Origin of the sequence: Pseudomonas sp. B6002, from assembly GCF_013385985.1 — a bacterium.
Taxonomy (GTDB): Bacteria; Pseudomonadota; Gammaproteobacteria; order Pseudomonadales; family Pseudomonadaceae; genus Aquipseudomonas.
In genome coordinates this window covers 35,227-60,234 of sequence record NZ_JACAOY010000002.1, presented here as the reverse complement: position 1 = coordinate 60,234, position 25,008 = coordinate 35,227, and the positions used below count along the sequence as shown (strand labels likewise).

Genomic DNA, 25,008 nt, shown 5'->3' with positions numbered 1-25,008 from the left:
CGGTTTTTTTGTACCTGAAAAAAGACCTCAGATGGTCAGAGTCCAGTCGTAGTCCACGATCAGCGGTGCGTGCTGCGAGAAGCGCGGCTGGCGCGGCAGGCGTGCGCTGCGAACGAACCGGCGCAGACCTGGGGTCAGCAACTGGTAGTCGAAACGCCAACCCAGGTTGAGCATCTCGGCCTGTTCGTTATCCGGCCACCAGCTGTACTGGTCGCCCTCACGGCTGACTTCACGCAGGGCATCCACGTAGCCCATGTTGCCGACAATCTCGTCCATCCAGGCACGTTCCGGCGCCAGGAAGCCCGGGGATTGCTGGCTGTCGCGCCAGTTCTTGATATCCAGCTTTTGTTGCGCCACGTACAGCGAGCCACAGTAAATGTACTCGCGACGTTTGCGCCGCTGTTTATCCAGATAACGGGCGAAGTCGTCCATTAGCTTGAACTTCTGGTTCAAGTCTTCATCGCCGTTCTGCCCCGAAGGGAGCAGCAAGGTCGCGATGCTGACCTTGTCGAAATCGGCTTGCAGGTAGCGCCCGTAGCGGTCGGCTGTCTCGAAGCCGAGGCCGCTGATGACCGCCTTGGGTTGCAACCGCGAGTACAAAGCCACGCCACCTTGGGTGGGCACTTCGGCATCGCAGGCATAAAGGAAGTAGCCATCCAGTTGGAAGGCTGGGTCGTCCAGTTCAAAGGCGGAGGCGCGGGTGTCCTGCAGGCAGATGACGTCGGCATTCTGTGCTTGCAGCCAACTGAGCAAACCACGCTCGACTGCAGCCTGAATACCATTGACGTTCACACTGATGATCCGCATAAATGGCCCCAAAAATCGCGTGCGTGTATGATACACGCCGTCTACCTAATTAGCTAAATCCGTGGTATCTGAGGCTTTTTTCATGCAGGCGTATCAACGCGATTTCATTCGTTTTGCCATCGATCGCGGCGTTTTACGCTTCGGCGAGTTCACCCTCAAGTCCGGGCGCACCAGCCCGTACTTCTTCAATGCAGGCTTGTTCAACTCGGGTTCGGCCCTGGCCCAGCTGGGTCGTTTCTATGCGGCCGCCATCGTTGAAAGCGGTATTCCCTTCGACGTGCTGTTCGGCCCGGCCTACAAGGGAATCCCCCTGGCGGCGGCAACTGCCGTGGCTTTGGCTGAACATCATGGTCAGGACCTGCCTTGGTGCTTCAACCGCAAAGAAGCCAAGGCCCACGGCGAAGGCGGTAGCCTGGTCGGGGCGCCGCTCAAGGGCGAAGTGCTGATCATCGACGACGTGATCACCGCTGGCACCGCTATCCGTGAAGTGATGCAGATCATCGCTTCCCAGGAAGGCGCCAAGGCCGCCGGCGTGCTGATCGCGCTGAACCGCCAGGAGCGTGGCAACGGCGAATTGTCGGCGATCCAGGAAGTGGAGCGCGATTTTGGCATTCCGGTGGTGAGCATCGTGTCGTTGAACCAGGTATTGCAGTTCCTGGAAGATGATCCGCAGCTCAAGCAGCATCTGCCTGCTGTTCGCGCCTATCGCGAGCAGTTCGGCGTCTGACACAAATCCCCTGTGAGAGCGGGCTTGCCCGCGATAGCGGCGTATCAGGCGATGAAATTGTTGAATGCGCCGCCGTCATCGCAGGCAAGCCAGCTCCCACATTTGGACCGTGCACAAACAAAAGGCCCCGCTCAATCAGGTTGAGCGGGGCCTTTTGTTTTCAGCGTTTAAGGACGCTTGCGATTACTGATCAGCGTGCCCATGCCGGTATCCGTGAAGATCTCCAGCAGTACCGCGTTCGGCACGCGGCCATCGATGATCAGCGAGCTGCCGACGCCGCCTTGCACGGCTTCCAGTGCGCAACGGATCTTCGGCAGCATGCCGCCGTAGATAGTGCCGTCGGCGATCAAGTCGTCGACTTGCTGGGTGGTCAGGCCGGTCAGTACCTTGCCTTCCTTGTCCAGCAGGCCAGCGATGTTGGTCAGCAGCATCAGCTTTTCAGCCTTCAGTGCTTCGGCCACCTTGCCGGCCACGAGGTCGGCGTTGATGTTGTAGGACTCGCCGTTGGCGCCCACGCCGATTGGCGCAATTACCGGGATGAAATCACCTTTGACCAGCAGGTTCAGCAGGTCGGTGTTGATGCCGATCACTTCGCCCACTTGGCCGATGTCGATGATTTCCGGCTGGGTCATTTCCGGCGTCTGACGGGTTACCGTCAGTTTTTTCGCACGGATCAGCTCCGCATCCTTGCCGGTCAAGCCGATAGCGCTGCCACCATGGCGGTTGATCAGGTTGACGATGTCCTTGTTGACCTGGCCGCCGAGGACCATCTCCACCACGTCCATGGTCTGCGCATCTGTGACGCGCATGCCATCGATGAAGTGGCTCTCGATCGACAAGCGCTTGAGCAGGTCGCCGATTTGCGGGCCGCCGCCGTGGACCACCACCGGGTTGATCCCCACGGCTTTCATCAACACGATGTCGCGGGCAAAGCCGGTTTTCAGCTCGTCGCTTTCCATGGCATTGCCGCCGTACTTGATCACCAGCGTCTTGCCGACATAGCGTCGAATGTAAGGCAACGCTTCGGAAAGAACTTTGGCGGTATTGGCAGCGGCTTCGCGTTCGAGGGTCATTCAGGGCTCCGGTAAAAAATCAGAACGGTAATTGGAGATCAGGGGCAACACGTTTCAACTGGGCGTGGAACACGTCCTTGATGCGCTGCAACTCAGCCTCGGTATCCGCCTCGAAACGCAGGACCAGCACCGGTGTGGTGTTGGACGCGCGAACCAGGCCCCAGCCTTTGGCGTAATCGACTCGCACACCATCAATGGTGGTCAGGTTGGCGCCTTCGCCCCATTGCGCATCGTGCAGTGCGTCAATGATGCTGAATTTGCTCTCCTCGGTCACATGGATATTGATCTCTGGCGTAGAAATATCATTCGGGAAGGTCTGAAACAGCTCCTGCGCCGTGGATTTTTCCTTGCTGAGGATCTCCAGCAGACGGGCGGCACTGTAAATACCGTCGTCGAACCCGAACCAGCGTTCCTTGAAGAACACGTGGCCGCTCATTTCGCCGGCCAACAGGGCGCCGGTTTCCTTCATTTTCTTTTTGATCAACGAGTGGCCGGTCTTCCACATTAGTGGCCGGCCGCCGTATTCCTTGATCAGCGGCGTCAGACGGCGGGTGCACTTCACGTCGAAGATGATCTCGGCGTTGGCGTTGCGCGCCACCACATCGCGGGCAAACAGCATCAGCAGGCGGTCGGCGAAGACGTTCTCGCCGGTATTGGTCACTACACCCACACGGTCACCGTCACCGTCGAAAGCCAGGCCGACATCGGCCCCGGTTTCCTTGACCTTGGCAATCAGGTCCACCAGGTTCTCAGGTTTGCCTGGGTCCGGGTGGTGGTTGGGGAAGTTGCCGTCGACGTCGCAGAACAGCGGGATTACCTCGCAATTCAGGGCTTCGAGCAGCTGCGGGGCGATCACGCCGGCAGCGCCGTTGCCGCAGTCCACCACCACTTTCAGGCGACGGGCGAGTTTGACGTCGCCGGTGATTTTGTCAGAGTAGCGTTGCAGGATGTCGACTTTGGTGATGCTGCCCTTGCCGCTGGTCAGATCGTTGTTTTTCAAGCGGTCGTGCAGGGCCTGGATCTGCTCGTTGGCGAGGGTGTCGCCGGCAATGACGATCTTGAAGCCGTTGTAGTCCGACGGGTTGTGGCTGCCGGTGAGCATCACGCCCGATTTGCCGGCCAGTACGTTGGCGGCGTAGTACAGCGCGGGCGTTGGCACCAGGCCGACGTCGCTGACGTGACAGCCGCTGTCGGCGAGGCCCTGGATCAGTTGCTCGACCAGTTCCGGGCCGGACAGGCGGCCGTCACGGCCTACCGAGACGTTGGGCTCATCCTGGGCCAGGCTCTGGGCGCCGATGGCGCGGCCAATCCAGTAGGCGGTTTCGGCGGTCAGGGTCTTGGGCACTACGCCACGAATGTCATAGGCGCGAAAGATGCTGTCGGGAAAAGTCGGGGCTACTCGGGCTGCGGTACTCATCGCGGGGGGAAACTCCATCTGAAGGGGGCAAAGCTGGCCTGAATGTGGCTGACCGGCGGGCTCAAACTGAAGGGTATGACGGCGTTTTCGGCAGAGAGTTCGTGGTGCAAAAATGCCATCGGCGCTGGCACTCCGTGCTTTTTGATGCGTAATACATTGATTTCAATGACGAAATCTCGCTGAGAAGGTGCGCGCATTCTTCATCCTGGAAAGCCATGCGGTGGCATCGGGCCGGGCAAGGGCGCCCGGCCTGATTCAGCTTAGTCAGTGGCTGCCGGAATGCCCAAAACCACCTGCGCCGCGTTGTGTTTCAACAAATTCCTCAACCAGCTCGAAGTGCGCCTGTACCACCGGTACCAGCACCAGCTGGGCGATGCGTTCGCCGACAACGATGTTGAACGCGGTCTGGCCACGGTTCCAGCACGACACCATCAGTTCGCCCTGGTAGTCGGAGTCGATCAGGCCCACGAGGTTGCCCAGCACGATGCCATGTTTATGGCCCAGGCCGGAGCGCGGCAGGATCAAAGCCGCCAGGCCGGGGTCGCCGACATAGATCGACAGGCCGGTCGGAATGAGGATTGTCTGGCCCGGCTCAAGGACAGTGTCCTCCTTGAGCATGGCGCGCAGGTCAAGGCCGGCAGAGCCCGGTGTGGCGTAGGCCGGCAGTGGGAAATCGCTGCCGATGCGTGGGTCGAGGATCTTGGCTTGCAAAGCGTGCATGTGAATTAAACCTGGTTCAGCCGTTGGGCGATAAAAGAGATCAGTTGGCGGGCAATCTTGCCCTTGCTGGTCTGGGCGAAAAGGGTGGCGTGCAGGTCGCGGTCAATCACGCTGCAGGCGTTTTCCTCGCTGTTGAAGCCGATGCTCGGGTTGGCGACATCATTGGCGACGATCAGGTCGAGGTTTTTGTCTTTCAGTTTGCGTGCGGCGTAGTCCAGCAGGTGTTCGGTCTCGGCGGCAAAGCCGACGCTGAACGGACGGTCCGGGCGCGTGGCGATGGTGGCCAGGATGTCCGGGTTGCGCACCATTTGCAGGAGCAGGCCGTCGCCGCTCGTAGGGTCTTTCTTGAGCTTTTGCGGGGCGACGACTTCCGGGCGGTAGTCTGCAACCGCCGCCGAGGCGATGAACAGGTCGCAGGGAATGGCCGCTTCGCAGGCCGCCAGCATGTCGCGGGCGCTGACCACGTCGATTCGCGTGACCCGATCAGGGGTCGGCAAATGCACCGGGCCCGTGATGAGGGTGACGCGCGCGCCTGCCTCAACCGCCGCTTCTGCCAAGGCAAAGCCCATTTTTCCTGAGCTATGGTTGGTGATGTAGCGCACCGGGTCGATGTTTTCCTGGGTCGGGCCTGCGGTGATCAGCACGTGCTTACCGGTCAGGGCCAGGTGCTGGAAGCACTCGGCGGCGCACAGCGCCAGGTCGGTGGCCTCGAGCATGCGGCCCATGCCGACGTCGCCGCAGGCCTGGCTGCCGGAGGCCGGGCCGAACACCTTGAGGCCGCGGCTTTGCAGGAGTTGGGTGTTGGCCTGGGTCGCCGGGTCACGCCACATGGCCTGGTTCATGGCCGGGGCGATGGCGACGGTGGCGTCGGTGGCTAGCACCAGGGTGGTCAGCAGGTCATCGGCGATGCCCTGGGCCAGGCGGGCGATCAGGTCGGCGGTGGCCGGTGCGATCAGCACCAGGTCGGCCCATTTGGCCAGTTCGATATGGCCCATGGCGGCTTCAGCTGCCGGGTCCAGCAGGTCGAGGTGAACCGGGTGGCCGGAGAGGGCCTGCATGGTCAATGGGGTGATGAACTCGCTGCCACCACGGGTCATGACCACGCGCACTTCGGCGCCTTGGTCCAGGAGCCTGCGAACCAGCTCTGCGCTCTTGTAGGCGGCGATACCGCCGCCGACGCCGAGAACGATGCGTTTCCGATACAGACGCTGCATTGGTTTGCCTTTCCAGTTCAGTGATGCCAGTTCAATGACGCCTGCGATGCCCCCTCCCCAGGGGAAATCGCAGGCAAAAAAGAGGGCTTAAGATAACACAGCGTCTGCCTGGCAACAGCGGCGCACGTACACACGGAGGTGGGATGAGTATTCGCGATTGGCCCGTAGCGGAGCGGCCGCGGGAGAAGCTTTTGGAGTGGGGGGCGGCGAGTCTGTCCGACGCCGAATTGTTGGCGATCTTCCTGCGCACCGGGGTTTCTGGCCGCAGTGCGGTCGACCTGGCGCGCCATTTGTTGGCGCAATTTGGTGGTTTGCGGCCGCTGCTGGAGGCGAGCCAGACGCTGTTCAGCCAGCATTTGGGGCTAGGGCCAGCGAAGTTTGCCCAGTTGCAGGCCGTGTTGGAAATGTCCCGCCGTCATATGGCCGAACGACTGCGCAGTGATTCGGTGCTGGAGAGCCCGCTGGCGGTGCGCAGTTACCTCAAGGCGCTGTTGCGGCATGAGCCTCATGAGACGTTTGGTTGCCTGTTTCTGGACTCGAAGCACCGGGTGCTGGGGTTCGAGGCGTTGTTTCAGGGCACCATCGACTCTGCGGTCGTTTACCCCAGGCAAGTGGTCAAGCGTGCCCTGGCCTACAACGCGGCGGCGCTGATCCTGTGTCATAACCATCCTTCCGGGAATGCGGAACCGAGTGCGGCGGATCGAAAAATGACCAAGTTGCTACAAAAGGCCCTGGAGGTGGTGGACGTGCGCGTGCTGGATCACATCATCGTGGGCGATGGTGACCCGCTGTCGATGGCTGAATACGGATGGCTGTAGGAGCCGGCTTGCCGGCGATAGCATCCATGAAATCCATGAGGTTTTCGGGGCGCCATCGCCGGCAAGCCGGCTCCTACAAGGGCGGGGTCGGTGTTTCAGGCAGGGCGGTCAGGGTTTCAGGCTGACGTTGGAGAAGTCCTGTCGACCGAACGGGCTGACCTTGTACCCCTCGACATTCTTGCGGGTCAGCGCGAATGCCGTCGGGTGAGCCAGTGGCAGCCAGAGTGCCTGCTGCTGGATCTGGGCCTGGGCCTGCTGGTACAACTTGCTGCGCACGCCTTGTTCGCTGGTGGTCTTGCCCGCGCTGATCAGCTTGTCCAGGGCCGGGTCGCAATAACGGGCGAAGTTGGTGCCGGACTTCACTGCCGCGCAAGAGAATTGCGGCGTGAGGAAGTTGTCCGGGTCGCCGTTGTCACCGGCCCAGCCCATGAACAACAGGTCGTGCTCGCCGGCCTTGGCGCGGCGGATCAGCTCGCCCCATTCGATCACGCGAATTTCTGCCTGGATGCCGACTTTGGCCAGGTCAGCCTGCAGCAGTTGTGCGCCGAGGTTCGGGTTGGGGTTCAGCAGGCTGCCGGTGGGGCGGGTCCAGATCGTGGTCTTGAAGCCGTCCTTGAGGCCAGCCCGGTTCAGCAGGGCCTTGGCCTTGGCGAGGTCCTGTGGATAACCCGGCAGATCCTTGGCATAGCTCCAGGTGTTGGGCGGGTATGGGCCATTGGCGGCTTCGGCAGTGCCTTCAAACACGGCCTTGAGGTAGCTGTCCTTGTCGAACGCCAGGTTGATGGCCTGACGCACTTCCGGTTTGTCCAGGGGCGGGTGCTGGGTGTTGATGGCGACAAACGCCGTCATGAATGCAGCGGTTTTTTCCACCTTCAATGCTGCGTCTTTGGCGGCTTCACCCACGTCCAGGGGCTTGGGCGACAGGGCGATCTGGCACTCATCACGGTGGAGTTTCTGCAGGCGCACGTTGGCGTCCGGCGTGATGGCGAAGATCAAGTTATCCACAGCCGGTTTGCCGGCAAAGTAGTCCGGGTTGGCCTTGTAGCGCACCACGGCGTCTTTCTGGAACCGCACGAACACGAACGGGCCGGTGCCGATCGGCTGGCTGTTGAGCTTCTCGGGGGTGCCGGCCTTGAGCAGTTTGTCGGCGTATTCGGCTGGGTAGATCGACGCGAAACCCATGCTCAGGGCGGCAAGGAAGGTGGAGTCGGCATGGTCCAGGGTAAAGCGCACGGTCAGTGGGTCGAGGGCGTCGATTTTCTTGACCAGTGTTGGCAGTTGCAGGGATTGCGCGTGCGGGAAGCCGCTTTGGGCGACCTGATGCCATGGGTTGGCCGGGTCTAGCATGCGTTCGAAACTGAAGCGCACGTCTTCAGCGGTCAGGGTGCGGCTTGGGGTGAAATACTCGGTGCGGTGGAATTTCACATCCGGGTGCAGCTTGAAGGTATAGGTCAGGCCATCGGGCGAGACGTCCCAGCTGTCCGCCAGGCTAGGCACCAGCTTGCCGCTGGCCTCGTCGTAGTCCACCAGGCGGTTCATCAGCACGTCGGCCGAGGCGTTGGTGGTGGTCAGCGAGTTGTATTGCACCACGTCAAACCCTTCGGGGCTGGCCTCGGTACACACACTCAGGTTGGTGGCCGCCTGGGCCAGCGGCGCCATAAAGAGAGGGGCAAGCAATAGCGGTAGGGCAGCGAAGCGCATATTCGGTTTCCTTTGCAGATCGAAGGCCCATCTGCGAGTGCAGTCTGGAAAAAGCCTACCGTAGTGGTCTGATTGGCAAATGACTAGCCCATTTTTGCCTGTGCTTTTCGCCAAAATGCTGTTTTGATGACGCCTCAGCGCGTTTCGCCCTTCACTTTTCGGTGCGGGCGGGCGCTGTAAATCATTCTGTGCGACGAGCGGTCGGCTATTACAGCGGCCCCTCCTGGCAACGGTTCAGGCGTCTGCTGCCAAGATTTACGCCGGTAAAAACACACGGGCTGTTGTTGCACTGGGGTCTTTCTGGTATAAAGCAGCGCTCTTTTCTAGGGGCCCGGTTCCTTCGCTTGTAGGTGTAGCCGGTAAGACCCTAAAGAAACGCGGCGCCTGGCGCCAAATGACTGAGAGATTAAGCGGCCAACCCATGCCGGGTTGGGCATGTGGTTTTAGAGGGCTGAGGCATGTCGAGAGTCTGTCAAGTTACCGGTAAGGGTCCGGTGACTGGGAATAACATTTCCCACGCAAATAACAAAACCCGTCGTCGTTTCCTGCCGAACCTGCAGCATCACCGCTTCTGGGTTGAAGAAGAGAAACGTTTTGTTCGCCTGCGTGTATCTGCTAAAGGCATGCGTATCATCGACAAGCGTGGCATCACTGTCGTGCTGGCCGAAATCCGTGCCGCTGGCAAGATCTAAGGAGCTCTATCATGCGTGAATTGATTCGAATGATCTCTAGCGCCGGTACTGGTCACTTCTACACTACCGACAAGAACAAGCGTACTACCCCGGACAAGCTCGAAAAGAAAATGTTCGACCCGCGCGTTCGCAAGCACGTGATCTACAAAGAAGGCAAAATCAAGTAATTGATTTTCCTCCTTGTGAAAAAAAGCCCGTCTCTCACGAGTCGGGCTTTTTTTTGCCTGCGATTTACTGATCAGGCCTTCTGCTCGAACACCACGTAGATCTTGCGGCACGGTTCCAGCACTTCCCAGGTGCCGCTGAAGCCGGCGGGAATCACGAAGCGGTCGCCGGCGCGCAGGGTCTTGGCATTGCCCGCGGCATCTCGCAATACCGAAACGCCCTGCACAATCTCGCAGTACTCATGTTCGGTGTAGTTGACCTTCCATTGCCCGACCTCACCTTCCCACACCCCGGCGCTCATCTGGCCGCAAGGGCTGTTGTAGTGGTTGTAGATCGTTTGCTCCGGGTCGCCCTTGAGGATTTTTTCCGCAGCAGGGCGGTAGCGATCGGGGGCGGTGTTGGCTTGGCTGAAGTCGACGATGTCCTGGATGCTCATGTGCGTGTCCCGTCTGGCCTGCGGTTGGAGAGCCCAAAGTCTATGTTTATTAAAATGAACATCGCAAGGGCGTTTGCCGGCGTTATGTCAAATATATTGAAACATCCCCAGCCGCTGGTTTAGGGTGGCAGCTGCCTTGAGCCGAACAGCTGGCTGGCCGGGCAAGAATTCTGTGAGGCTGCCGGGGGACATCGCCTGGCCCTTGTATTCAATAAGAGGAGGACACTCGCATGACCACCCTGACCCGTGCCGACTGGGAACAACGCGCCAAGGATCTGAAGATCGAAGGCCGCGCCTACATCAACGGCGAATACACCGCCGCTGCTTCCGGTGACACGTTCGAATGCATCAGCCCGGTCGATGGCCGCCTGCTGGCCACCGTTGCCAGCTGTGACGCCGCCGACGCCCAGCGCGCCGTGGAAAACGCTCGCGCTACCTTCAATTCCGGTGTGTGGTCGCGCCTGGCGCCGGCCAAGCGCAAGTCCGTCATGCTGCGTTTCGCCGCGTTGCTCAACGCCAATGCCGAAGAGCTGGCGCTGCTTGAAACCCTGGACATGGGCAAGCCAATCACCGACTCCCTGGAAATCGACGTACCCGGCGCCGCCAATGCCCTGAGCTGGAGCGGTGAAGCCATCGACAAGATCTACGACGAAGTCGCCGCCACCCCGCACAACCAGCTGGGTCTCGTGACCCGCGAGCCGGTCGGTGTCGTGGGCGCCATCGTGCCGTGGAACTTCCCGTTGATGATGGCCTGCTGGAAGCTTGGCCCGGCGCTGTCCACCGGTAACTCGGTGATCCTCAAACCGTCCGAAAAATCCCCGCTGACCGCCATCCGCATCGCGGCCCTGGCGGTTGAAGCCGGCATTCCAAAAGGCGTGCTGAACGTACTGCCAGGCTACGGCCATACCGTGGGCAACGCGCTGGCGGTGCACATGGACGTCGATACCCTGGTGTTCACCGGCTCTACCAAGATCGCCAAGCAATTGTTGATCCGCTCCGGCGAGTCGAACATGAAGCGCGTCTGGCTGGAAGCCGGTGGCAAGAGTCCGAACATCGTGTTTGCCGATGCCCCGGACCTCAAGGCCGCTGCCGAATCAGCGGCCGGCGCCATCGCCTTCAACCAGGGCGAAGTCTGCACGGCCGGTTCGCGTCTGCTCGTCGAGCGCTCCATCAAGGATAAATTCCTGCCACTGGTGATCGAGGCCCTCAAGGGCTGGAAGCCGGGCAACCCACTGGACCCGGCGACCAACGTCGGCGCCCTTGTGGATACACAGCAGATGAACACCGTGCTGTCCTACATCGAGGCCGGCCACGCCGATGGTGCGAAGCTGGTCGCGGGTGGCAAGCGCACCCTGGAAGAAACCGGTGGCACCTACGTCGAACCGACGATCTTCGACGGTGTGACCAACGCCATGAAGATCGCCCAGGAAGAGATCTTTGGCCCAGTCCTGTCGGTGATCACCTTCGACAGCGCCGAGGAGGCGGTGAAGATCGCCAACGACACCGTCTACGGCCTGGCCGCAGCGGTGTGGACTGCCGACATCTCCAAGGCGCACCTGACCGCCAAGGCACTGCGTGCCGGTAGCGTGTGGGTCAACCAGTACGACGGCGGCGACATGACCGCCCCGTTTGGTGGCTTCAAGCAGTCGGGCAATGGCCGCGACAAGTCGCTGCACGCGTTCGACAAGTACACCGAGCTGAAGGCGACCTGGATCAAGCTGTAAGCAACACTGCTGGCAACATGTGGGAGCCGGCTTGTGTGGGAGCTGGCTTGCCTGCGATAGCATCACCTCAGTTCATCTGAACAACCGAGGTGCCTGCATCGCAGGCAAGCCAGCTCCCACATAAGCCCGCTCCCACACTGTTTTGTGTGACCTCAAAAATGATCCACAGGAGCGTGGAAATGCGTTGGGCGACTTATTTCGCCGTCTTGGCCTCAGTCCTCAGCGTCGGCCTGGCCCTGGGTGTGAGCATGCCGCTCGTGTCCCTGCGCCTTGAAAGCTGGGGCTACGGCAGTTTTGCGATTGGGGTGATGGCGGCGATGCCAGCCTTTGGCGTCCTGCTGGGGGCCAAGGTCTCCAGCAGGATGGCGTCGTGGCTGGGCACCGCCAACCTGATGCGCCTGTGCCTGTGGGCCGGCGCGGTGTCCATTGGCTTGCTGGCGATCCTGCCAAGCTACCCGGTGTGGCTGGTGCTGCGGCTGATGATCGGGGTGATCCTCACCATCGTGTTTATCCTCGGCGAAAGCTGGATCAACCAGTTGGTGGTGGAGCAATGGCGCGGCCGGCTGGTGGCGCTGTATGGCTGCAGTTATGCCTTGAGCCAGCTGTCGGGGCCGCTGCTGCTGGGAGTGCTGGGCACCGACCATGACTACGGTTTCTGGGTGGGCGTGGGTTTGCTGATGGTAGCGCCCTTGTTGTTGCTGGGCCGCAGCGGTGCGCCGACCGCCGAATCCTTCAGCGTGACCCTGGGCGACCTGTGGCGCTTCTGCCTGAGCCTGCCGGCAATTGCCTGGGCGGTGGCCTTGTTCGCCGCGTTCGAAGCAATGATTCTGACGCTGCTGCCGGTGTATTGCCTGCAACAGGGCTTCACCGCCGAAATCGCCTTGGCCATGGTCAGCACGGTGGTGGTCGGCGATGCGCTGTTGCAGTTGCCTATCGGCGCGCTGGCCGACTACCTGCCGCGGCGCACGCTGTTTCTGAGTTGTGCGGTGCTGTTGCTGGCCTCGAGCCTGGCGATTCCCGTGGTGTTGCACACGCTGCTGATCTGGCCGGTGTGGGTGTTGTTCGGTGCCAGTGCGGGCGGGTTGTTCACCCTGTCGTTGATCTTGATCGGCGAGCGTTATCGCGATGACGCGCTGGTGCGCGCCAATGCCCACATTGCGCAGTTGTGGGGGATCGGTTGCCTGATCGGGCCGTTGGTGGCCGGCGCGGGCAGCCAATGGATCAGCGGGCATGCGTTGCCGCTGTTCATGGCGGCGGGTGCCTTGGGCCTGGTGGTGCTGCTGTTGCGCCAAGGCGCATTCGGCGCCGCGCAACCGGCCTGAAATACAACCCCTGTAGGAGCCGGCTTGCCGGCGATTGAGGTATGTCAGTCAACAAATTATTCGGCCGACACTCCGCTATCGCCAGCAAGCCGGCTCCTACAGCATGCGTTCCAGGCCAACGCTGGTGGCGAACCACGCATTGAACCGCCGCCACCAACTGCCCGGCTCTCGGGTCAGGGTGTGCAACTGGCCGTTGTCTTCAGTCACCCACACCACCTGGCCATCCTGCAATTTCGCTTCGTAGCTCAAGGCAGGCGCCATGCCCTGCAGCGCCAAGTTGCGAACGTGCTCCGCCAGCTCGGGACTGTCCACCAGCACGCCGACTTCGGTGTTCCACAACACCGAGCGCGGGTCGAAATTGAACGAGCCGATAAACGACTTCTCGCGATCAAAGATCATCGCCTTGCTGTGCAGGCTGGAGTCCGAACCGCGGAACGTGCCGCGACGAAACAGGTGCGGGCCGCTGCCGCCCCCGGCATCGCCCGGTTGGCGACGCAGCTCGTAGAGTTTCACGCCGTGCTCGAGCAACGCCTTGCGGTAGGGCGCGTAGCCACCGTGCACGGCAGGCACGTCCGTCGCCTCCAGAGAGTTGGTCAGCAGGCTAACCGAGACGCCCGCATCCGCGCGGCCGGTGAGGTAGAGCAGGCCGGGTTGCCCCGGCACAAAGTACGCCGAGATCATCATCAACTCGTGATTGACCCCTTCCAGCTCCGGCGCCAATTGGGTGGTCAGCAGCAGTCGCGGGTCCGGCTCGGCCGTGGCCAATACCTTGCTGGGTGCATCCCACAGCGCCTGGTTCCAGGCCCAGATCAGTTCGCGCCGCCAGGTATCCATGCGCGGTTGGGTCTGGTAAGTGCGCAAGCGGTTGTACAGTGCGTGGTTCTGCTGGCGTGATTCGGCCAGCGAGGCCTCCAAGCGCACGCGGGCAGCGGCCAGGTCGCCTTTGGACGGGGCGCTGGAAACAAACTCATCGATGGGTTTGCTCAGGGCACTGTTCCAGTACTGGTCAAAGCTGTGGCCCAGTTGCTCGGCCACCGGGCCCACGCTGAGCATGTCGATGTCGGTGAAGTTCAGGTTGGGCTCGGCGTCGAAATATTCATCCCCCAGGTTGCGCCCGCCCACGATGGCCACGCTGTTGTCGGCCAGCCAGAGCTTGTTGTGCATGCGCCGGTGTTGCAGCGATAAGTTGAACAGGCGGCCCATGGCCCGAGTTACGCCCGTGCTGCGCCCCAGGTGCAGCGGGTTGAACAGGCGAATCTCGATCTTGGGGTGGGCGGCGAGGGTGGCGATGATCTGGTCAAGTCCGTCGCTGGTGGTGTCGTCCAGCAGGATGCGGATGCGCACGCCCCGGTCGGCGGCCTTGAGCAGCTCGTCCACCAGCATGCGGGTGCTGATACCGTCGTGCACGATGTAGTACTGCAGGTCGAGGCTGACCTGGGCGTTGCGGATCAGTTCGGCGCGGGCCATGAAGGCTTCGCTGCTGTTGGGCAGCAGGCGAAAGCCCGAGCGTCCTTGATAGGGCGCCGCCTGGGCCTGGATCGAGCGGCCGAATGAGGATTGCGCTGCGGGCAGTGCGTCGCTGGGGACGCGCGGTACATCCACCGTCGCACAGCCACCCAGCGCCAGGGCGCCCAGCATTAAAAACGGTAAAAGCCGTCGAATCATCAAGGGCGCTGCTTCCAGTTCAAGGCGGTTGTGGGCATATGACGGCCATTTCCCGCGAAAGGTCAGTCGGCCGCCTCAGCCAGCAACTTGATTGCCGCGGCACCGACCTTGCGCACCGCGTCTTCAATCTGCGGGGTTGGCTTGGCAGCGTAGTTCATGCGCAGGCAGTTCCGGTATTTGCCGGAGGCAGAAAAGATACTGCCCACCGCCACCTGTACGCCCTGTTCCACAAGGCCACGGTTGAGTTTGAGCGTGTCGAAACCTTCGGGCAGCTCTACCCACAGCATAAAGCTGCCCTGGGGGCGACTGGCCCGGGTGCCGGCTGGGAAGTAGCGGCTGACCCAGTCGATCATCAAGTCGCGATTGCGCTGATATTGGGTGCGCATCCGCCGCAAATGTGGCTCGAAGTGCCCGCCTTTGAGAAACTCGGCGATGGCGATCTGCGGTTGGGTCGCGGTAGAGCCGGTGCTGATGTATTTCATGTGCAGCACCCGTTCCAGGTAGCGCCCGGGCGCCACCCAGCCAATGCGCAGCCCGGGCGCCAGGGTTTTCGAGAACGAACTGCACAGCAGCACGCGGCCGTCTTCGTCGAACGACTTGATGGTGCGCGGGCGAGGGTAGCTGTACGCCAGCTCGCCATACACATCGTCTTCGATGATCGCCACGTCAAAGCGCTGAGCCAGGGTCAGCAATGCTTTTTTGCGGGCCTCCGGCATGATGTAGCCCAACGGGTTGTTGCAGTTGGGCGTGAGTTGGATGACCTTGATCGGCCACTGTTCCAGGGCCAGTTCAAGGGCTTCGAGGCTGATCCCGGTGATGGGATCGGTGGGGATTTCCAGGGCTTTCATGCCCAGGCCCTTGAGGGTCTGCATGGCGCCGTGAAAGCTCGGCGAATCCACGGCAACGATATCGCCGGGCTCACAGATGGCGTGGATGCTGGCGGACAGTGCTTCGTGGCAACCGGTGGTGATCACGATGTCCTCGGCGGTCAGCTGGCAGCCCGAATCCAGTGACAGCCGCGCAATCTGCTCACGCAGTTCCATACAGCCGAGGATGTTGTCGTAATACAGGCCCGGCAGATCCTGGCGCCGGCTGACCCGTGCGAGGCTGCGCAGCAGGGGTTTCATGGTGGGCGACAATACGTCTGGCATACCCCGGCCCATCTGTATGACGTCTTTGCGTGGCACGGCGCGAATCAGCTCGAGTACCTGGTCCCATTGGGAAATTTCCACCGGGCGCTGTGCCGGGCGCCCCACTTCAGGCAGTGCCGGCAGCTCGCGGCCGACCGGCACAAAGTAGCCGGATTTGGGCTTGGGCATCGCCAGGCCGTTGTCTTCCAGCAGGCGGTAGGCTTGCTGCACGGTGCTCAGGCTGACCCCGTGTTCCACGCTTAAGGCCCTGACCGAGGGCAAGCGGTCGCCCGGGCGGTAGAAGCCCTGTTCGATGCGGGTGCCCAGCAGTTCGGCGAGGTTGACGTAGAGGGTCATGGCGGTCGCTCCCAAGGGACCAGTACAGATAAGGCGAAAATACAGGATTCAGCCGTCGATAGGCAGCTTCTGTATGTATTTAATAAAAGTTGGTTGAATCTGTATTGGTTTTGGCCGTCCGCCCATTCTAGTCACTCATGGCAACAAGCAAATGAGGGGCAGCAAAATGAGCGGCATGAGCGATGTGCGGTTGGCGTTATACAGCCAGGAACTGGAGGCCGGAGAGGAGCGGGCGAGGGCGCCGCGCAATATCAGTCGCTGGGACCTGTTCTGGCACCGTCGCCACACCCGCAAGGCGTTGCTGCACCTGACCCGCGAGCAGTTGCGCGATGTTGGGCTGACCTTGGAACAGGCACGCCAGGAGGGTCTTAAACCCTTCTGGCGTGATTGATCAGACCAGTTCCTTGAGGCGGTGCCAGAGCATGCCCAGGGCCAGCAGCGGCGAGCGCAGGTGCTTGCCGCCTGGGAAGGTGATGTGTGGCACCTGGGCGAACAGATCGAAGCGGCCCTGCTGCTGGCCGCTGATGGCTTCGGCCAGCAGCTTGCCCGCCAGGTGCGTGGCATTGAGACCGTGGCCCGCGTAGGCCTGGGCGTAATACACATTGGGCTGGTCGGCCAACCGGCCAATCTGCGGCAAACGGTTGGCACCGATGCCGATCATGCCGCCCCATTGGTAGTCGATTTTCACGTTGGCCAGTTGCGGGAACACCTTGAGCATTTTCGGACGCATGTAGGCGCCGATGTCCTGGGGATCGCGGCCGGAATAGTGACAGGCACCACCGAACAGCAGGCGTCGGTCAGCGGACAGTCTGAAGTAGTCCACCGTCACCCGCTGGTCGCACACTGCCATGTTTTGTGGCAGCAGGTTGTGGGCCTGCGCTTCGCTCAGCGGCTCGGTGGCGATGATGTAGCTGCCGGCTGGCAGCACCTTGCCGCCCAACTGTGGGTTCAGGTCATTCAGGTAGGCGTTGCAGGCCAGTACCAGGGTCTTGGCGCGTACGTTGCCCGAGGCGGTGTGCACGTTGACCTCGGGGCCGTAGTCGATGCGGGTCACTTCGGATTGTTCGTACAGCTCCACGCCCAATTGCTGCGCGGCAGCTGCTTCGCCGAGGGCCAGGTTCAGCGGGTGCAGGTGGCCGGAACCCATGTCGATCATGCCACCCACATAGCGCTCGGAGCCGATCACGCTGCTCATCTCGTCGGCTTGCAGCAGGCGCACTTCGTGACGATAGCCGAGGCTTCGCAGTTCTTCGGCGTCTTCGGCCAGGCCATGCAGGTCGCGGGGTTTGTTGGCGAGGTCGCAATAGCCCCAGGTCAGGTCACAAGGGATCTGGTAACGCTCGATGCGCTCGCGCACGATCTCCACCGCTTCGAGGCCCATCAGTTTCATCTGGCGCACGCCGTCGGTGCCGATCACGTGGGTGAACTGGTCCAGGCCATGGCCGACGCCCCGGATCAACTGGCCGCCGTTGCGCCCGCTGGCGCCCCAGCCGATCTTGCGCGCTTCCAGCAGCACTACGCGCAAACCTCGCTCAGCCAGTTCCAGAGCGGTGTTGAGCCCTGAAAAACCGCCGCCGATGACGCACACATCTGCCGTCACTTCACCGGCCAGCGCCGGGTAATCGGGTTGCGGCACGCTGCTGGCGGCGTAGTAGGAAGCGGTGTGCCGGGCGCTGGCGGTCATGGGGAGCATCCCTGTTTGGAAAATTTGACGCAGGATACAGCTGTCGGGCGAAGCTGTCTCACCGCAGGCTTTTGCGGCAGAATCCACGCCTATTCGCCGTTCGGTACGTGTTTCGATGAGTTGCAACAGTCAGAAAATCAGCGCGCTGCGCCGTCAGATCCCATCGTTCGAGTGCGTCCCGGGTTGCCACGACTGCTGTGGGCCGGTGACCACCTCGCCCGAGGAAATGTCGCGTCTGCCCCGCAAGACCGCTGCCGAGCAGGATGCGGCCATGGACGAGCTGAACTGTGTACACCTGGGGCCAAATGGTTGCACCGTGTATGACGAGCGCCCGCTGATCTGCCGATTGTTCGGCACCACCAAGACGTTGCCCTGCCCGAACGGGCGGCGGCCGTTGGAGCTGATTCACCCGCGGGTGGAGAAGCAGGTCCATGAGTACATGGCCAGCACTCGGCAAGTGCTGGTTTAACTCGGTTAATGTGGGAGCTGGCTTGCCTGCGATGACGGTGGGTCAGTCGCCACCGCTATCGCAGGCAAGCCAGCTCCCACATTTGACCGAGTTGTGTCATTTGGTTAATCAGGAATTGGCAGGTTCAGGCTTTCTTTCACTTCTTCCATCACGATATAGCTCTTGGACTCCCGCACATGGGGCAGTTTGAGCAGGATGTCCCCCAGCAACTTGCGGTACGACGCCATCTCGGAAATCCGCGCTTTCACCAGGTAGTCGAAGTCGCCTGACACCAGGTGGCATTCCAGCACGTGCGGCAGTTTCAGCACGGCGCGGCGAAACTCTTCAAAGGTGTCGCCAGACTTGTAATCGAGGCTGATCTCGACAAATACCAGCAAACTACCCTTCAAATGCTGCGGGTTCAGCCGTGCGTTGTAGCCCATGATGATCCCCTCGCGCTCCAGCCGACGGACCCGTTCGGTACACGGCGTGGTGGACAGCCCGACCTTTTCTCCCAGCTCCGTGAACGAGATTCGCCCATCGGTTTGCAGGATGCGCAGGATGTTGCGGTCGATCTTGTCCAGCTCCCGCTTGGTCTGGGTGTTGGTACGCATAGGGGATACGCCTCTGTGAAAAGGGTTTTTGCCAAGAATTGTCGCCAAATATAGGCACTTATATAGTGAAATGCACTGGCAATAGTTTTTTACACTGCGCACATCATTGCTCGAACAACACACGTCAGCGGCCATGCCCGCGATGAGGATATAAAAATGCGCGTTCTGGTCTTGGGTAGCGGCGTCATTGGTGTGACCAGTGCCTACTATTTGGCTCGGGCCGGCTTTGAAGTCGTGGTCGTCGACCGTCAGCCTGCCGCTGCCATGGAAACCAGTTTCGCCAACGCCGGCCAGGTGTCTCCAGGCTATGCGTCGCCCTGGGCCGCGCCAGGCGTGCCGCTCAAGGCCATCAAATGGCTGCTGCAACGCCACGCGCCGCTGGCGATCAAGGCCACCGCCGATATCGACCAATACCTGTGGATGGCGCAGATGCTGCGCAACTGCACCGCCAGCCGTTATGCGGTGAACAAAGAGCGCATGGTGCGTTTGTCCGAGTACAGCCGTGACTGCCTCGACGAACTACGCGCCGAGACCGGCATTGCCTACGAAGGCCGCAGCCTGGGGACTACCCAGCTGTTCCGCACCCAGGCCCAGTTGGACGGTGCCGCCAAGGACATCGCCGTGCTGAAAGAGTCCGGCGTGCCTTTTGAGCTGCTCGACCGCGCCGGCATCGCCCGCGTTGAACCGGCCCTGGCCAGCGTCACCGACATCCTCGCCGGCGCCCTGCGCCTTCCGAACGACCAGACCGGCGACTGCCAGATGTTCACCACTCGCCTGGCCGAGATGTGCAAGCAACTGGGCGTGGAATTCCGCTTCGAACAAGATATCCAGCGCCTCGACTACGCCGGCGACCGCATCAACGGCGTGTGGATCGATGGCAAGCTGGAAACCGCCGACCGTTACGTGCTGGCCCTCGGCAGCTACTCGCCGAAGCTGCTCAAGCCGCTGGGGATCAAGGCACCGGTGTACCCGCTCAAGGGTTACTCGCTGACCGTGCCGATCACCAACCCGGCGATGGCGCCGACTTCGACCATTCTGGACGAGACCTACAAGGTCGCGATCACCCGTTTCGACAACCGCATCCGCGTTGGCGGCATGGCTGAAATAGCTGGTTTTGACCTGTCGCTGAACCCGCGCCGACGTGAAACCCTGGAGATGATCGTCAACGACCTTTATCCTCAGGGCGGCGATTTGACCGAGGCCAGCTTCTGGACCGGCCTGCGCCCGACCACACCCGACGGCACGCCGATTGTCGGTGCCACACCGTTCAAGAACCTGTTCCTGAATACCGGCCACGGCACCCTCGGTTGGACCATGGCCTGTGGTTCGGGCCGCCTGCTGGCCGACCTGATGGCGAAGAAAACGCCGCAGATCAGTGCCGCAGGCCTCGATATTTCCCGTTATGGCAACCATCAGGAGTCCGCAAAACATGTCAATCCAGCGCCAGCTCACCAATGAGCGCATGAGCCAGATCGTTGTCCACAGCGGCACCGTATACCTGGCAGGGCAAGTCGGCGACGACATGAGTGCCGGAATTGAACAGCAGACCCGTGAAACCCTGGCCAATATCGAGCGTTTGCTGGACCTGGCTGGCACCGACAAGAGCAAGTTGCTGTCGGTGACGATCTACCTCAAAGACATCGACGCCGACTTCGCCGGCATGAACGCGGTGTGGGACAAGTGGCTGCCCAAGGGCGTCGCTCCGGCCCGTGCCACGGTTGAAGCCAAGCTGTGCGAACCGGAAATCCTGGTAGAGCTGTCCGTCGTGGCGGCGCTGCCTTAAACCTGGATCCCTCTCCCGGTGCCGACGTTGTTGGTCGGTGCCGGTTTTTCTTCACTCTGCCGCCTAGAAGCCTGCCGCCATGCGTCCTGCCCGTGCCCTGATCGATCTCCAAGCCCTGCGCCACAACTACCAATTGGCCCGTGAAGTCACGGGGGCCAAGGCGCTTGCCGTGGTCAAGGCCGATGCCTACGGCCATGGCGCCGTGCGCGTGGCCCAGGCGTTGGAAGCCGAGGCCGACGGGTTTGCCGTGGCGTGCATCGAAGAGGCACTGGAGCTGCGCGCCGCCGGCATCCGGGCGCCAGTGCTGTTGCTCGAAGGCTTTTTTGAGGCCGACGAGCTGCCGCTGATCAACGAGCATGATTTTTGGTGCGTGGTGCATTCGTTGTGGCAGCTGGAGGCGATCGAGCAGGCCAGGCTGAGCAAGCCGCTGACCGTCTGGCTCAAGCTCGACTCCGGCATGCATCGGGTTGGCTTGCATCCCAAGGATTACCACGAGGCGTACCAGCGCCTGCTGGCCAGTGGCAAAGTCGCCAAGATCGTCTTGATGAGCCACTTCGCCCGCGCCGATGAACTCGACTGCGTGCGCAGCAATGAACAAGTGGCGGTGTTTGAAGCGGCGCGCCAAGGTTTGTCGGCCGACGTCAGCCTGCGTAACTCGCCGTCGGTGATGGGCTGGCCGAATGTGTCCAGCGACTGGGTACGCCCGGGCATCATGCTCTACGGCGCCACGCCGTTTGGCGAAGACCAGGCGGTGGCCGCACGTTTGCAGCCGGTGATGACCCTGGAGTCCAAAGTGATCTCTGTGCGTGAGCTGCCGGCCGGCGAGCCGGTGGGCTATGGCGCCAAGTTCATAACGCCCAAGCCGATGCGCATTGGCGTGGTTGCCATGGGCTATGCCGATGGCTATCCGCGTCATGCGCCGACCGGCACGCCGGTACTGGTCGCCGGTCAACGCAGCCAATTGCTCGGCCGCGTTTCGATGGACATGCTGTGCATCGACCTGACGGACGTGCCTCAGGCTGGCCTTGGTTCTACGGTGGAGTTGTGGGGCAAAAACATCCTGGCCAGTGATGTTGCGGTGGCCGCCGAGACCATTCCCTACCAGATCTTCTGCAACCTGCGCCGCGTGCCAAGGCTCTATTCCGGCGCTTGACCGCCGGGTACGAACGCAGGTGCCCGGGATTTAGGCCCAAGTGTTGTAAATACTGAACGCTGTCGCCATGATAACGCTCAATTACAACAACGCCTGAATCCTAGGAGGCTCCTGCATTGGACGTCGGCGAACGACTGCAATCCATCCGTAAACTCAAGGGTCTTTCCCAGCGTGAGCTCGCCAAGCGTGCGGGTGTCACCAACAGCACCATTTCGATGATCGAAAAAAACAGCGTCAGCCCCTCGATCAGCTCCTTGCGCAAGGTGCTGGGTGGTATCCCCATGTCCATGGTCGAGTTCTTTTCCGAGGAGATCCTCCAGGAAATACCGACGCAGATCGTCTATAAAGCCAATGAGCTGATCGACATCTCCGACGGTGCCGTCACCATGAAGCTGGTAGGCCGGGCGCACCCCAGCCGGGCAATTGCGTTCCTGAACGAGATCTACCCGCCAGGCGCCGACACCGGCGAAGAAATGCTCACCCATGAGGGCGAAGAAACCGGGATTCTGGTGGAGGGCCGCCTGGAATTGGTGGTCGGTCTTGAAACTTTTGTGCTCGAAGCCGGCGATAGCTACTACTTTGAAAGCACCAAGCCCCATCGTTTTCGCAACCCGTTCGATGTGCCGGCGCGACTAATCAGCGCAGCCACACCGGCGAACTTTTGACAGAAGAGGCGTGCTGCCAGCGTTGCAGACACACCCGCAGCTGTAACCGTGACGCCGAATCTCCCTTTATTTAATAGGGTTGTTTCGGCCAGGCGGGCTAACCGTTATACTTTCGCCGCCTGCGAAACCGTGGCCGCAGGCGTGAATAGCCACCATTGAGGGTGAACGCGTGAACCTAATTATGAAAATGCTGGCTGCACCAGCAACCGTACTGGCCCTATGGGCTGTCAGCGCTCAAGCTGCGACCAATGATGAAATTGCCAAGCGCCTGGAGCCCGTGGGCCAGGTCTGTGTCCAGGGCCAGGAATGCAAGGGCATGGAAGTGGCTGTGGCCGCAGGTGGCGGCGGTGCTGCCAAGACCCCGGACGACGTGATCGCCAAGCACTGCAACGCGTGCCACGGTACTGGTTTGCTGGGCGCCCCGAAAATAGGTGACACCGCCGCCTGGAAAGACCGCGCCGACCACCAGGGTGGCCTCGACGGCCTGCTGGCCAAGGCCATCACCGGCCTGAACGCCATGCCGCCCAAAGGCACCTGCGCCGATTGCTCGGATGATGACCTCAAAGGCGCAATCAAGAAGATGTCCGGCCTCTGATCAACCGATCTTCGCCAAAAAAGCCGCTTTTAAGCGGCTTTTTTTGTGCCCGCGATTTGTGTTTCAACGCTGTTCATTGCAGCAAAGACCCGGCAAGCTCGGTCCAACCCCTAATCATGGAATGTTCGGGAGGATCGGATGGTGCAGTTGTGTTCAATCGAGCAAGCAGTTGACGACGTACTGGCGCGCTTGCCGGCGCATATCCACATGGGCATGCCGTTGGGCCTGGGCAAGCCCAACCTGTTCGTCAACGCGCTGTACCGGCGTATCGCCAAGTTGCCAGAGCGGCAACTGACGATCTACACCGCCTTGAGCCTGGGTCGTCCGCCTTTTGGTGATGGTTTGCAGAAGCGCTTTCTCGGGCCTTTTATCGAGCGAGTGTTCGGCGATTACCCCGAGTTGGATTTCCTCGCTGACCTGCACAAAGACAGCCTGCCGACCAATATTCGCGTTCAGCAGTTCTTCATGCAGCCTGGTAGTTTGCTCCACAGCCGTTCGGCGCAGCAGGACTACGTCAGCAGCAACTACAGCCACGCTGCGCGCGACATCAACGCCGCCGGCCTGAACTTGGTGGCGCAACTGGTCGCCAGCAGTGCCGAACACCCCGATCGCCTGAGCCTGAGCTGCAACCCGGATATCACCCTCGACCTGCTACCGATGATCGCTAAGCGCCGCGACGCCGGGGAAACCATCCTGGTGGTGGGCCAGGTCCACAGCGACTTACCCTACATGCCGGGGGATTCCGAGCTGGGCATGGACGCGTTCGATTACCTGATCGATGAAAAAGACAGCACCACGCTGTTCTCCACACCGAACATGCCGGTGGGGTTCCAGGACCATTTCATCGGTCTGCATGCCAGCACGCTGGTGCGCGATGGCGGCACGTTGCAGATCGGCATCGGCTCCATGGGCGATGCGTTGACCGCCGCGTTGCTGGCCCGTCAGGCTGATAACGAAGCCTACCGCTTGTTGCTGACCGACCTTGATGTGTACCAGTGGGCGCCGCTGATCAGCCATGAAGGTGGCGTCGCGCCGTTTGCGCGGGGCCTGTATGGCTGCAGCGAGATGTTCGTCAACGGCTTGCTCGTGCTGGCGGATGCCGGGATCGTACGGCGCAAGGTGTACCCGGATGTGGCCACCCAGGAGCAGGCCAACGCCGGCACGCTGGACGACGCCGCGCAGCCCGACGGTGTATCGATCCATGGAGGTTTCTTCCTCGGGCCGCGCAGTTTTTACCAGCGTTTGCAGGAAATGACCCACGCCAAGCGTCTCGAATTCAACATGACCCGCATCAGCTACATCAACGAGCTGTACGGCCAGGAAGAACTCAAGCGCCTGCAGCGCCTGGATGCACGGTTTATCAACAGCGCGATCATGGTCACGCTGCTGGGCGCGGGCGTTGCCGACCAGCTGGAAGACGGCCGCGTACTCAGTGGCGTGGGCGGGCAATACAACTTTGTCGCCCAGGGCCATGCACTGGAAGGGGCGCGCTCGATCCTGATTTTGCGCAGCTGGCGCGAATCGGCGGGAGAGGTGAGTTCCAATATCGTCTGGGACTACGGCCACTGCACCATTCCGCGACACCTGCGGGACATTGTCATCACCGAATATGGTATTGCCGACTTGCGCGGTCAGACGGATGCCAACGTGATCGAGGCGTTGCTCAAGATCACTGACTCACGCTTCCAGGATGATTTGATCGAGCAGGCGCAAAAGGCCGGCAAGCTGCCCGAGGGTTTCCAGTTGGAGCCGCGTTTTACCGACAACACCCCGGAACGGCTCAAGGGCATTCAGGCGCGGCATCGACGGTTGTTTCCGGAGTACCCGCTGGGCAGCGATTTCACGGAGGAAGAGCGGGATCTGTTGCGGGCGTTGAACTGGCTCAAGAGCAAATTCAAGCTGACGGAGATTCTGGAGTTGGGCAAGGCTGCGTTGGACGCGCCGGAGCCGGAGGCGTTTCCCGGGCATTTGAAGCGGATGGGGTTGGATAAACCCGAAGGCTTGAAAGAAGACCTCTACCAGCGCCTGCTACTCGCCGGCCTACAGGCCACCGCACACTAACAGCCACCACAACCTCCCTGTAGGAGCCGGCTTGCCG

Annotated in this window: 24 protein-coding genes and 1 pseudogene; 14 read left to right on the top strand and 11 right to left on the bottom strand. The window is 61.3% G+C overall.

The annotated features are described in order from the left end of the window. Nucleotides 1-27: 27 nt before the first annotated feature. Nucleotides 28-807: an exodeoxyribonuclease III gene (locus HX792_RS01465; protein WP_003195493.1), complete on the bottom strand. Its 780-nt coding sequence runs from the start codon at nt 805-807 to the stop codon at nt 28-30. 82 nt (nt 808-889) lie between these two features. Here HX792_RS01465 and pyrE point away from each other — a divergent pair, with 82 nt between their 5' ends. Further along, nucleotides 890-1,534: an orotate phosphoribosyltransferase gene (gene pyrE / locus HX792_RS01460; RefSeq protein WP_176994456.1), complete on the top strand. Its 645-nt coding sequence runs from the start codon at nt 890-892 to the stop codon at nt 1,532-1,534. A 167-nt stretch (nt 1,535-1,701) separates the two neighbouring features. Here the strand turns inward: pyrE and argB are convergent, their stop codons facing one another. The 4 genes and pseudogenes from argB to coaBC all read right to left on the bottom strand — a co-directional run bounded on the left by argB (nt 1,702) and on the right by coaBC (nt 5,958). Continuing rightward, nucleotides 1,702-2,607, bottom strand: coding sequence for an acetylglutamate kinase (gene argB / locus HX792_RS01455; RefSeq protein ID WP_065902486.1), 906 nt, complete (start codon nt 2,605-2,607; stop codon nt 1,702-1,704). A 19-nt stretch (nt 2,608-2,626) separates the two neighbouring features. Beyond that, a pseudogene (locus HX792_RS01450) lies at nt 2,627-4,048 on the bottom strand (phosphomannomutase/phosphoglucomutase); the annotation flags it as partial. A gap of 240 nt (nt 4,049-4,288) precedes the next feature. Beyond that, the gene (dut, locus tag HX792_RS01445) at nt 4,289-4,744 is read right to left on the bottom strand and encodes a dUTP diphosphatase (protein WP_176994454.1); all 456 of its coding nucleotides are present in this window, start codon (nt 4,742-4,744) and stop codon (nt 4,289-4,291) included. A gap of 5 nt (nt 4,745-4,749) precedes the next feature. After that, nucleotides 4,750-5,958: a bifunctional phosphopantothenoylcysteine decarboxylase/phosphopantothenate--cysteine ligase CoaBC gene (gene coaBC / locus HX792_RS01440; RefSeq protein WP_016970585.1), complete on the bottom strand. Its 1,209-nt coding sequence runs from the start codon at nt 5,956-5,958 to the stop codon at nt 4,750-4,752. Between the two features lie 143 nt (nt 5,959-6,101). On the opposite strand from coaBC, the gene radC reads away from it, so the two are divergent. Further along, on the top strand, nt 6,102-6,776 hold the full coding sequence (radC, locus tag HX792_RS01435; RefSeq protein WP_176994453.1) for a DNA repair protein RadC: 675 nt from the start codon (nt 6,102-6,104) through the stop codon (nt 6,774-6,776). Between the two features lie 108 nt (nt 6,777-6,884). Here the strand turns inward: radC and HX792_RS01430 are convergent, their stop codons facing one another. Next, nucleotides 6,885-8,477, bottom strand: a complete 1,593-nt coding sequence (locus tag HX792_RS01430) for an ABC transporter substrate-binding protein (protein WP_176994452.1) — start codon at nt 8,475-8,477, stop codon at nt 6,885-6,887. Nucleotides 8,478-8,935: 458 nt separating this feature from the next. Between HX792_RS01430 and rpmB the strand changes: the two genes are divergently transcribed. Both rpmB and rpmG read left to right on the top strand, forming a co-directional pair. Continuing rightward, entirely contained in the window at nt 8,936-9,169 is a 234-nt protein-coding gene (rpmB, locus tag HX792_RS01425; RefSeq protein WP_003176907.1) for a 50S ribosomal protein L28, read from the top strand. 11 nt (nt 9,170-9,180) lie between these two features. Next, nucleotides 9,181-9,336 (top strand): 50S ribosomal protein L33, encoded by a 156-nt coding sequence (rpmG, locus tag HX792_RS01420; protein WP_003176906.1) that lies wholly within the window; start codon nt 9,181-9,183, stop codon nt 9,334-9,336. A gap of 71 nt (nt 9,337-9,407) precedes the next feature. Here the strand turns inward: rpmG and HX792_RS01415 are convergent, their stop codons facing one another. Further along, nucleotides 9,408-9,770, bottom strand: coding sequence for a cupin domain-containing protein (locus HX792_RS01415; RefSeq protein WP_176994451.1), 363 nt, complete (start codon nt 9,768-9,770; stop codon nt 9,408-9,410). 230 nt (nt 9,771-10,000) lie between these two features. Between HX792_RS01415 and HX792_RS01410 the strand changes: the two genes are divergently transcribed. Together HX792_RS01410 and HX792_RS01405 are read left to right on the top strand one after the other, a co-directional pair. Further along, a complete protein-coding gene (locus HX792_RS01410; protein WP_176994450.1) occupies nt 10,001-11,494 on the top strand; it encodes an aldehyde dehydrogenase in 1,494 nt (497 codons plus the stop codon). 179 nt (nt 11,495-11,673) lie between these two features. Beyond that, the gene (locus HX792_RS01405; protein WP_176994449.1) at nt 11,674-12,816 is read left to right on the top strand and encodes an MFS transporter; all 1,143 of its coding nucleotides are present in this window, start codon (nt 11,674-11,676) and stop codon (nt 12,814-12,816) included. Between the two features lie 96 nt (nt 12,817-12,912). Here the strand turns inward: HX792_RS01405 and HX792_RS01400 are convergent, their stop codons facing one another. After that, on the bottom strand, nt 12,913-14,481 hold the full coding sequence (locus HX792_RS01400; RefSeq protein WP_176994448.1) for a phospholipase D family protein: 1,569 nt from the start codon (nt 14,479-14,481) through the stop codon (nt 12,913-12,915). A 62-nt stretch (nt 14,482-14,543) separates the two neighbouring features. Further along, a complete protein-coding gene (locus tag HX792_RS01395; protein WP_176994447.1) occupies nt 14,544-15,968 on the bottom strand; it encodes a PLP-dependent aminotransferase family protein in 1,425 nt (474 codons plus the stop codon). 166 nt (nt 15,969-16,134) lie between these two features. On the opposite strand from HX792_RS01395, the gene HX792_RS01390 reads away from it, so the two are divergent. Beyond that, complete coding sequence (locus tag HX792_RS01390; RefSeq protein ID WP_176994446.1) at nt 16,135-16,359, top strand: DUF1127 domain-containing protein; 225 nt, start codon at nt 16,135-16,137, stop codon at nt 16,357-16,359. On the opposite strand, the gene HX792_RS01385 is transcribed toward HX792_RS01390, so the two are convergent. Continuing rightward, complete coding sequence (locus HX792_RS01385) at nt 16,360-17,652, bottom strand: FAD-binding oxidoreductase (RefSeq protein WP_176994445.1); 1,293 nt, start codon at nt 17,650-17,652, stop codon at nt 16,360-16,362. Nucleotides 17,653-17,767: 115 nt separating this feature from the next. Between HX792_RS01385 and HX792_RS01380 the strand changes: the two genes are divergently transcribed. Further along, entirely contained in the window at nt 17,768-18,121 is a 354-nt protein-coding gene (locus HX792_RS01380; protein WP_176994444.1) for a YkgJ family cysteine cluster protein, read from the top strand. Between the two features lie 104 nt (nt 18,122-18,225). On the opposite strand, the gene HX792_RS01375 is transcribed toward HX792_RS01380, so the two are convergent. Continuing rightward, nucleotides 18,226-18,714: an Lrp/AsnC ligand binding domain-containing protein gene (locus tag HX792_RS01375; RefSeq protein WP_003176896.1), complete on the bottom strand. Its 489-nt coding sequence runs from the start codon at nt 18,712-18,714 to the stop codon at nt 18,226-18,228. 156 nt (nt 18,715-18,870) lie between these two features. Here HX792_RS01375 and dadA point away from each other — a divergent pair, with 156 nt between their 5' ends. The 6 genes from dadA to HX792_RS01345 all read left to right on the top strand — a co-directional run bounded on the left by dadA (nt 18,871) and on the right by HX792_RS01345 (nt 24,971). After that, a complete protein-coding gene (gene dadA / locus HX792_RS01370; RefSeq protein ID WP_176994443.1) occupies nt 18,871-20,172 on the top strand; it encodes a D-amino acid dehydrogenase in 1,302 nt (433 codons plus the stop codon). Next, nucleotides 20,144-20,497: a RidA family protein gene (locus HX792_RS01365; protein WP_145158111.1), complete on the top strand. Its 354-nt coding sequence runs from the start codon at nt 20,144-20,146 to the stop codon at nt 20,495-20,497. Before dadA ends, HX792_RS01365 begins: the two co-directional genes overlap by 29 nt. 79 nt (nt 20,498-20,576) lie before the next feature. Beyond that, on the top strand, nt 20,577-21,650 hold the full coding sequence (alr, locus tag HX792_RS01360) for an alanine racemase (RefSeq protein WP_176994442.1): 1,074 nt from the start codon (nt 20,577-20,579) through the stop codon (nt 21,648-21,650). A 116-nt stretch (nt 21,651-21,766) separates the two neighbouring features. Beyond that, nucleotides 21,767-22,315, top strand: a complete 549-nt coding sequence (locus HX792_RS01355; protein WP_003176893.1) for a cupin domain-containing protein — start codon at nt 21,767-21,769, stop codon at nt 22,313-22,315. A gap of 181 nt (nt 22,316-22,496) precedes the next feature. Beyond that, complete coding sequence (locus HX792_RS01350; RefSeq protein WP_176994669.1) at nt 22,497-22,910, top strand: cytochrome c5 family protein; 414 nt, start codon at nt 22,497-22,499, stop codon at nt 22,908-22,910. A gap of 138 nt (nt 22,911-23,048) precedes the next feature. Further along, nucleotides 23,049-24,971, top strand: a complete 1,923-nt coding sequence (locus HX792_RS01345; protein ID WP_176994441.1) for an acetyl-CoA hydrolase/transferase family protein — start codon at nt 23,049-23,051, stop codon at nt 24,969-24,971. Nucleotides 24,972-25,008: the final 37 nt, after the last annotated feature.

Coding starts and splice junctions, on each gene's coding strand:
- HX792_RS01465 (WP_003195493.1), bottom strand. CDS start 807: ATGCGGATCATCAGTGTGAACGTCAATGGTATTCAGGCTGCAGTCGAG.
- pyrE (WP_176994456.1), top strand. CDS start 890: ATGCAGGCGTATCAACGCGATTTCATTCGTTTTGCCATCGATCGCGGC.
- argB (WP_065902486.1), bottom strand. CDS start 2,607: ATGACCCTCGAACGCGAAGCCGCTGCCAATACCGCCAAAGTTCTTTCC.
- dut (WP_176994454.1), bottom strand. CDS start 4,744: ATGCACGCTTTGCAAGCCAAGATCCTCGACCCACGCATCGGCAGCGAT.
- coaBC (WP_016970585.1), bottom strand. CDS start 5,958: ATGCAGCGTCTGTATCGGAAACGCATCGTTCTCGGCGTCGGCGGCGGT.
- radC (WP_176994453.1), top strand. CDS start 6,102: ATGAGTATTCGCGATTGGCCCGTAGCGGAGCGGCCGCGGGAGAAGCTT.
- HX792_RS01430 (WP_176994452.1), bottom strand. CDS start 8,477: ATGCGCTTCGCTGCCCTACCGCTATTGCTTGCCCCTCTCTTTATGGCG.
- rpmB (WP_003176907.1), top strand. CDS start 8,936: ATGTCGAGAGTCTGTCAAGTTACCGGTAAGGGTCCGGTGACTGGGAAT.
- rpmG (WP_003176906.1), top strand. CDS start 9,181: ATGCGTGAATTGATTCGAATGATCTCTAGCGCCGGTACTGGTCACTTC.
- HX792_RS01415 (WP_176994451.1), bottom strand. CDS start 9,770: ATGAGCATCCAGGACATCGTCGACTTCAGCCAAGCCAACACCGCCCCC.
- HX792_RS01410 (WP_176994450.1), top strand. CDS start 10,001: ATGACCACCCTGACCCGTGCCGACTGGGAACAACGCGCCAAGGATCTG.
- HX792_RS01405 (WP_176994449.1), top strand. CDS start 11,674: ATGCGTTGGGCGACTTATTTCGCCGTCTTGGCCTCAGTCCTCAGCGTC.
- HX792_RS01400 (WP_176994448.1), bottom strand. CDS start 14,481: ATGATTCGACGGCTTTTACCGTTTTTAATGCTGGGCGCCCTGGCGCTG.
- HX792_RS01395 (WP_176994447.1), bottom strand. CDS start 15,968: ATGACCCTCTACGTCAACCTCGCCGAACTGCTGGGCACCCGCATCGAA.
- HX792_RS01390 (WP_176994446.1), top strand. CDS start 16,135: ATGAGCGGCATGAGCGATGTGCGGTTGGCGTTATACAGCCAGGAACTG.
- HX792_RS01385 (WP_176994445.1), bottom strand. CDS start 17,652: ATGACCGCCAGCGCCCGGCACACCGCTTCCTACTACGCCGCCAGCAGC.
- HX792_RS01380 (WP_176994444.1), top strand. CDS start 17,768: ATGAGTTGCAACAGTCAGAAAATCAGCGCGCTGCGCCGTCAGATCCCA.
- HX792_RS01375 (WP_003176896.1), bottom strand. CDS start 18,714: ATGCGTACCAACACCCAGACCAAGCGGGAGCTGGACAAGATCGACCGC.
- dadA (WP_176994443.1), top strand. CDS start 18,871: ATGCGCGTTCTGGTCTTGGGTAGCGGCGTCATTGGTGTGACCAGTGCC.
- HX792_RS01365 (WP_145158111.1), top strand. CDS start 20,144: ATGTCAATCCAGCGCCAGCTCACCAATGAGCGCATGAGCCAGATCGTT.
- alr (WP_176994442.1), top strand. CDS start 20,577: ATGCGTCCTGCCCGTGCCCTGATCGATCTCCAAGCCCTGCGCCACAAC.
- HX792_RS01350 (WP_176994669.1), top strand. CDS start 22,497: ATGAAAATGCTGGCTGCACCAGCAACCGTACTGGCCCTATGGGCTGTC.
- HX792_RS01345 (WP_176994441.1), top strand. CDS start 23,049: ATGGTGCAGTTGTGTTCAATCGAGCAAGCAGTTGACGACGTACTGGCG.